Source organism: Kluyvera ascorbata ATCC 33433, assembly GCF_000735365.1.
GTDB lineage: Bacteria > Pseudomonadota > Gammaproteobacteria > Enterobacterales > Enterobacteriaceae > Kluyvera > Kluyvera ascorbata.
Window position 1 is genome coordinate 1 of the sequence record NZ_JMPL01000190.1, and the last position, 5,053, is coordinate 5,053.

The 5,053-nt window shown below is 54.7% G+C and carries 5 protein-coding genes and 1 pseudogene; 4 read left to right on the top strand and 2 right to left on the bottom strand.

Annotated elements, in window-relative coordinates; all coding sequences use genetic code 11:
• Nucleotides 1–784, top strand: a 784-nt coding sequence (locus tag GKAS_RS22670) for a S1C family serine protease (RefSeq protein WP_035897702.1), incomplete at its 5' end; no start/stop codon positions are given.
• A 224-nt stretch (nucleotides 785–1,008) separates the two neighbouring features.
• Here the strand turns inward: GKAS_RS22670 and GKAS_RS22675 are convergent.
• A pseudogene (locus tag GKAS_RS22675) lies at nucleotides 1,009–1,849 on the bottom strand (IS5 family transposase); the annotation flags it as partial.
• 57 nt (nucleotides 1,850–1,906) lie between these two features.
• On the opposite strand from GKAS_RS22675, the gene GKAS_RS22685 reads away from it, so the two are divergent.
• Nucleotides 1,907–3,054, top strand: a protein-coding gene (locus GKAS_RS22685; protein WP_085954046.1) for an IS3 family transposase whose coding sequence is annotated in 2 segments (ribosomal slippage) — nucleotides 1,907–2,144 and nucleotides 2,144–3,054 — 1,149 coding nt in all. Because the reading frame shifts where the segments join, the coding sequence is not laid out codon by codon here.
• 15 nt (nucleotides 3,055–3,069) lie between these two features.
• Here the strand turns inward: GKAS_RS22685 and GKAS_RS22690 are convergent.
• The gene (locus tag GKAS_RS22690) at nucleotides 3,070–3,321 is read right to left on the bottom strand and encodes a BrxR family helix-turn-helix transcriptional regulator (protein WP_003847791.1); all 252 of its coding nucleotides are present in this window, start codon (nucleotides 3,319–3,321) and stop codon (nucleotides 3,070–3,072) included.
• Between the two features lie 429 nt (nucleotides 3,322–3,750).
• Here GKAS_RS22690 and GKAS_RS22695 point away from each other — a divergent pair, with 429 nt between their 5' ends.
• On the top strand, nucleotides 3,751–4,614 hold the full coding sequence (locus GKAS_RS22695) for a GTPase family protein (RefSeq protein WP_003847792.1): 864 nt from the start codon (nucleotides 3,751–3,753) through the stop codon (nucleotides 4,612–4,614).
• A gap of 92 nt (nucleotides 4,615–4,706) precedes the next feature.
• The coding region (locus tag GKAS_RS22700; protein WP_035897703.1) for a DUF932 domain-containing protein at nucleotides 4,707–5,053 on the top strand (347 nt) is incomplete at its 3' end.

A 5,053-nucleotide genomic window follows, 5' to 3' on the forward strand; every position in this document is an offset into this window, starting at 1 on the left:
GTCCGAAGCCACCGTCAAACTGGCCGACGGCCGCGACTACCAGGCCGCGCTGGTGGGGACGAGCCCCGCGCACGACATCGCCGTGCTCAAGATCGGCGTCGGTTTCAAGCGCCCGCCGGCCGTGCCGGTCGGCACCAGTGCCGACCTCAAGGTGGGTCAGAAGGTGTTCGCTATCGGCAACCCCTTCGGCCTGGACTGGACGCTCACAACTGGTATCGTCTCCGCGCTCGACCGCTCGTTGCCGGGAGAAGCGGGCGGCCCGGCCATCGATCACCTGATCCAGACCGACGCCGCCATCAACCCCGGCAATTCCGGTGGCCCGCTGCTCGATTCGGCTGGGCGGCTGATCGGAATCAATACCGCCATCTACAGTCCGTCTGGCGCCTCGGCCGGCATAGGCTTTGCGGTGCCGGTCGATACCGTCATGCGCGTGGTGCCGCAACTCATAAAGACCGGCAAGTACATCCGTCCGGCGCTGGGCATCGAGGTGGATGAGCAGCTCAACGCGCGTCTGCAGGCGCTGACCGGCAGTAAGGGCGTATTCGTATTGCGCGTGACGCCGGGCTCGGCGGCGCACAGGGCCGGGCTCGTCGGCGTCGAGGTCACCGCAGGCGGCATCGTGCCCGGCGATCGCGTTATCAGCATCGACGGTATCGCCGTCGACGACGTCACCACATTACAGGCCCGGCTAGACGACAAGAACGTTGGAGATGTTGTGGTCTTGTTAGTGGAGCGGGCCGGCAAGACTCGCGAGATGCTTGTGGAACTACAACCGGGAGTTTGATGGAAAGTGGGTCATGGATCTGAACAGCGAAGCAGCCAAGCGACTTCAGCCTTGCGCCGAACTACGAGCCCTAGCTAGGGATGGTCTGAAGTAGCCCTGTATTTCCGGCTGACTTCAGCCACTGCTGATTTTGAAAGCGGTGAACCGATCAAAAACGATCGGATCACCCGCTCATTTCGGTGCTTTCAGCCGTCGCGAGCACCTTGCGACGGCCATTTTCCGCATTACAGGCGCACCTCTCCTGCGCTTGCCAGCAAATGTCGGCGGGCCATCCATAGGTTCGACAGGGCAAACAGCGTCACCAGTTGTGCAGTGTTCCTCACCAGCCCTCGGAAACGTACCTTGGTGTAGCCGAAACTGCCGCTTGATCACGCGAAACGGGGGCTCTACCTTCGCTCGCACTTGCGCCTTGGCCTTCTCGATCTTGCGCTTGGCTTTGTACAGGGCGCTGCGTTTATCGAGCATCTTGTAGGTGCTGCGGCGTGCTGCGACCTGCCAGATCACTTCTCGGTCGGCATGCTCGGAGCGCTTTTCGACGCCGGTGTAGCCGGCATCGGCGCAGACGACGTTCTCGTCGCCGTGCAGCAGCTTGTCGACGTGGGTGACATCCGCCACGGTGGCTGCCGTGCCCACCACGCTGTGTACCAGCCCCGATCCATCATCAACGCCGATGTGCGCCTTCATGCCAAAGTAATACTGGTTCCCCTTCTTGGTCTGGTGCATTTCCGGGTCGCGCTTGCCGTCCTGGTTCTTGGTTGAACTGGGCGCGTGGATCAGCGTGGCATCGACGATAGTGCCCTGGCGCAGCGACAGACCGCGATCCCCCAGGTAGCCATTGATCACGCAGAGGATGCCGGCTGCCAGCTCATGTTTCTCCAGCAGACGACGGAAGTTGAGGATGGTGGTTTCGTCAGGAATACGCTCCATGCTCAGCCCGGCTAACGGACGTAGGATGGTCGTCTCGTACAGCGCTTCTTCCATGGCCGGATCGCTGTAGCCGAACCAGTTCTGCATCAGATGGATACGCAGCATCGCCATCAAGGGATACGCCGGGCGACCTGAATCGACACGGGTTTAACAGACACCTCAGAGTCATTTAAGATGGCTTAAAGAGAGGTGCCCATGAGCGGTAAGCGTTATCCCGAAGAGTTTAAAATTGAAGCAGTCAAACAGGTTGTTGATCGTGGTTATTCTGTTTCCAGCGTTGCAACACGTCTCGATATCACCACCCACAGCCTTTACGCCTGGATAAAGAAGTACGGGCCGGATTCCTCCACTCATAAAGAACAGTCAGATGCTCAGACCGAGATCCGCCGTCTCCAGAAAGAGCTGAAGCGGGTTACTGACGAACGGGACATATTAAAAAAAGCCGCGGCGTACTTCGCAAAACTGTCCGACTGAGGTACGCCTTTATCCGTGACAACGCCCGTTGCTGGCCTGTTCGCCTGCTCTGTCGGGTGCTGGATGTTCATCCCAGTGGCTTTTACGCATGGCTTCAGCAGCCGCATTCACAACGCCATCGGGCAGACCTGAGACTGACAGGACAGATTAAACAGTTCTGGCTGGAATCGGGATGCGTCTATGGTTATCGCAAGATCCATCTGGATCTGCGGGACAGCGGGCAACAGTGCGGAGTCAACAGAGTCTGGCGACTGATGAAACGTGTCGGGATAAAGGCTCAGGTCGGATACCGGAGCCCGTGGGCACGTAAAGGCGAGGCCAGTATCGTGTCGCCCAACAGGCTCCAGCGACAGTTCAATCCGGATGCTCCGGATGAGCGTTGGGTAACCGACATAACCTATATCAGGACCCAAGAAGGCTGGCTGTATCTTGCTGTGGTTGTTGATCTGTTCTCACGCAAAATTATCGGCTGGTCCATGCAATCCCGGATGACAAAGGACATTGTCCTGAACGCACTGCTGATGGCTGTATGGCGGCGTAATCCCCAAAAACAGGTGCTGGTTCATTCGGATCAGGGCAGTCAGTACACAAGCCATGAGTGGCAGTCGTTCCTGAAATCACACGGACTGGAGGGCAGCATGAGCCGTCGCGGTAACTGCCACGATAATGCGGTTGCAGAAAGCTTTTTCAAGTTGTTGAAACGCGAACGGATAAAGAAAAAGATCTACGGAACGCGGGAGGAAGCCCGCAGCGATATTTTTGATTACATCGAAATGTTTTATAACAGTAAGCGTCGGCATGGTTCCAGCGATCAGATGTCACCGACAGAATATGAAAACCAGTATTATCAACGGCTCGGAAGTGTCTAGATTATCCGTGGCGATTCAGAACAACGGGGAAAACGCCTGCCCGATGCGATAGATCTTGTTGCTACCATCGAAGGTGATGTTATGCGGCACGATTTCCCGATACAAAGCCAAATCGCGAGTCGCCCCTGCTGGAGCCACGCCGAAGCGCTCAATCAGATCTGGGCGACCGATCTCACCGAAGAAGTAGAGCCGAAAATCTATGTAGGCCAGCCGATCGCGCTGGACCAGACTCAAGTCCTCAAGCCGCTTAGAAGGGGAACCAAGCATGAATTATCACTATAGGAAAAAATGAATATTTAATATGATAATCCATAAAATGCCATGGTTATAATCAAATTGATGATAATCAGCATTAATACTTATGTAACAGCTAGAATTTATGGCTTAAACGTAGGCAGTCATCGTATAGGCTGATGCTTCTATACCGTTATATTTATGCCATCCAACTATAAAACCTTGCTGCCCAATGCCATATAGCCCCCTCAGGCAATTTGCCCTTATCTACTGTTCTGGTCTGGGGATGAGCGATACCAGAATTACCTAACGACTCAGGGACCGAGAGCACAGGCGGCAGTGGCTCGTCATCTACCTTAATTCAAATTATTTTCAGATAGATATCATTCTTCTGAACATACCTGGTTAACGGCAGAATCTCACGATTCTGCCGTTTTTGTATTATTTTTCAGAGGAGTAGTAATGAACAATTCTGAAGGTTTGAAGTCATTTCAGCAATCGCTTTCTGGTCTGCCACAATGGGCATCAGAGCGGATTCTACAGCAAATAAACCAGTTAACAGACTACGAGCCAGTGATAGGTATTCTGGGTAAAACCGGAGCGGGAAAGAGTAGCCTTTGCAATGCCCTTTTTGCTGGTGATGTATCCCCGGTCAGCGATGTCACAGCCTGCACCCGTAATCCGCTGAGTTTTCGGCTGCAACTGGGCGAGCGTTTTATGACGTTGGTTGATTTGCCGGGTGTCGGTGAAAGTGAACGCAGGGATGCGGAATACGCTGCACTTTACCGTCAGCAACTTCCCCGACTTGACCTGGTATTGTGGCTGATCAAGGCCGATGATCGGGCGCTGGCGGTGGATGAGCATTTTTATCATCAGGTAATTGGTGAGTCATACCGGCATAAGGTGCTGTTTGTTATCAGCCAGTCGGACAAGACTGAACCCACCAGCGGTAGTGGTCAATTGTCCACGGCGCAGAAGCAGAATCTCAGCCGCAAAATCTGCCTGCTGCACGAGCTGTTTCAACCTGTACATCCGGTGTGTGCGGTGTCGGTCCGTCTGCAGTGGGGGTTACGGGTGATGGCCGAGCGGATGATAAAGTGTCTGCCACGTGAAGCCAGTAGCCCGGTGGTGGCGCAACTGCAGTCTCCCTTTCGCACAACGACAGTCCAGGAAAAAGCACGTGACGATTTTGGTGAAACGGTCGGCGCGGTACTGGACACGGTAAGTGCTTTCCCACTGATACCGGCTCCGGTACGGGCCGTAATACAGGCCGTCCGTGACACCGTGGTGTCCGTTGCCCGGGCTGTCTGGAATTTCTTCTTCTGAACGTTTAACGCCTGTCTGTTCTTTCCCGAGCCCTGTCGCTAGTGCGACAGGGCTTTCTTTTGTTTGTTTTCCCCATTATGAGGAATCTGCTTATGACCCGTCTGGCTTCGCGCTTTGGCGCTGCAAATCTTATTCGTCGTGACCGTCCGTTAACCCGTGAAGAGCTGTTTCGCGTGGTACCCAGCGTATTCAGCGAGGACAAACACGAATCCCGTAGTGAACGTTACACATATATTCCCACCATCTCTCTGCTGGACAGTCTGCATCGGGAGGGCTTTCAGCCGTTCTTTGCCTGTCAGACCCGTGTTCGTGACCCTGGTCGTCGTGAACATACGAAGCATATGTTGCGCCTGCGTCGGGAGGGACAGATTACCGGTAAACAGGTGCCTGAAATTATCCTGCTTAACTCCCATGATGGCACAAGTTCTTACCAGATGTT

Bases quoted from the DNA above. Each gene is read 5' to 3' on its own strand.
- GKAS_RS22690 (WP_003847791.1), bottom strand. From the start codon at position 3,321: ATGCTTGGTTCCCCTTCTAAGCGGCTTGAGGACTTGAGTCTGGTCCAG.
- GKAS_RS22695 (WP_003847792.1), top strand. From the start codon at position 3,751: ATGAACAATTCTGAAGGTTTGAAGTCATTTCAGCAATCGCTTTCTGGT.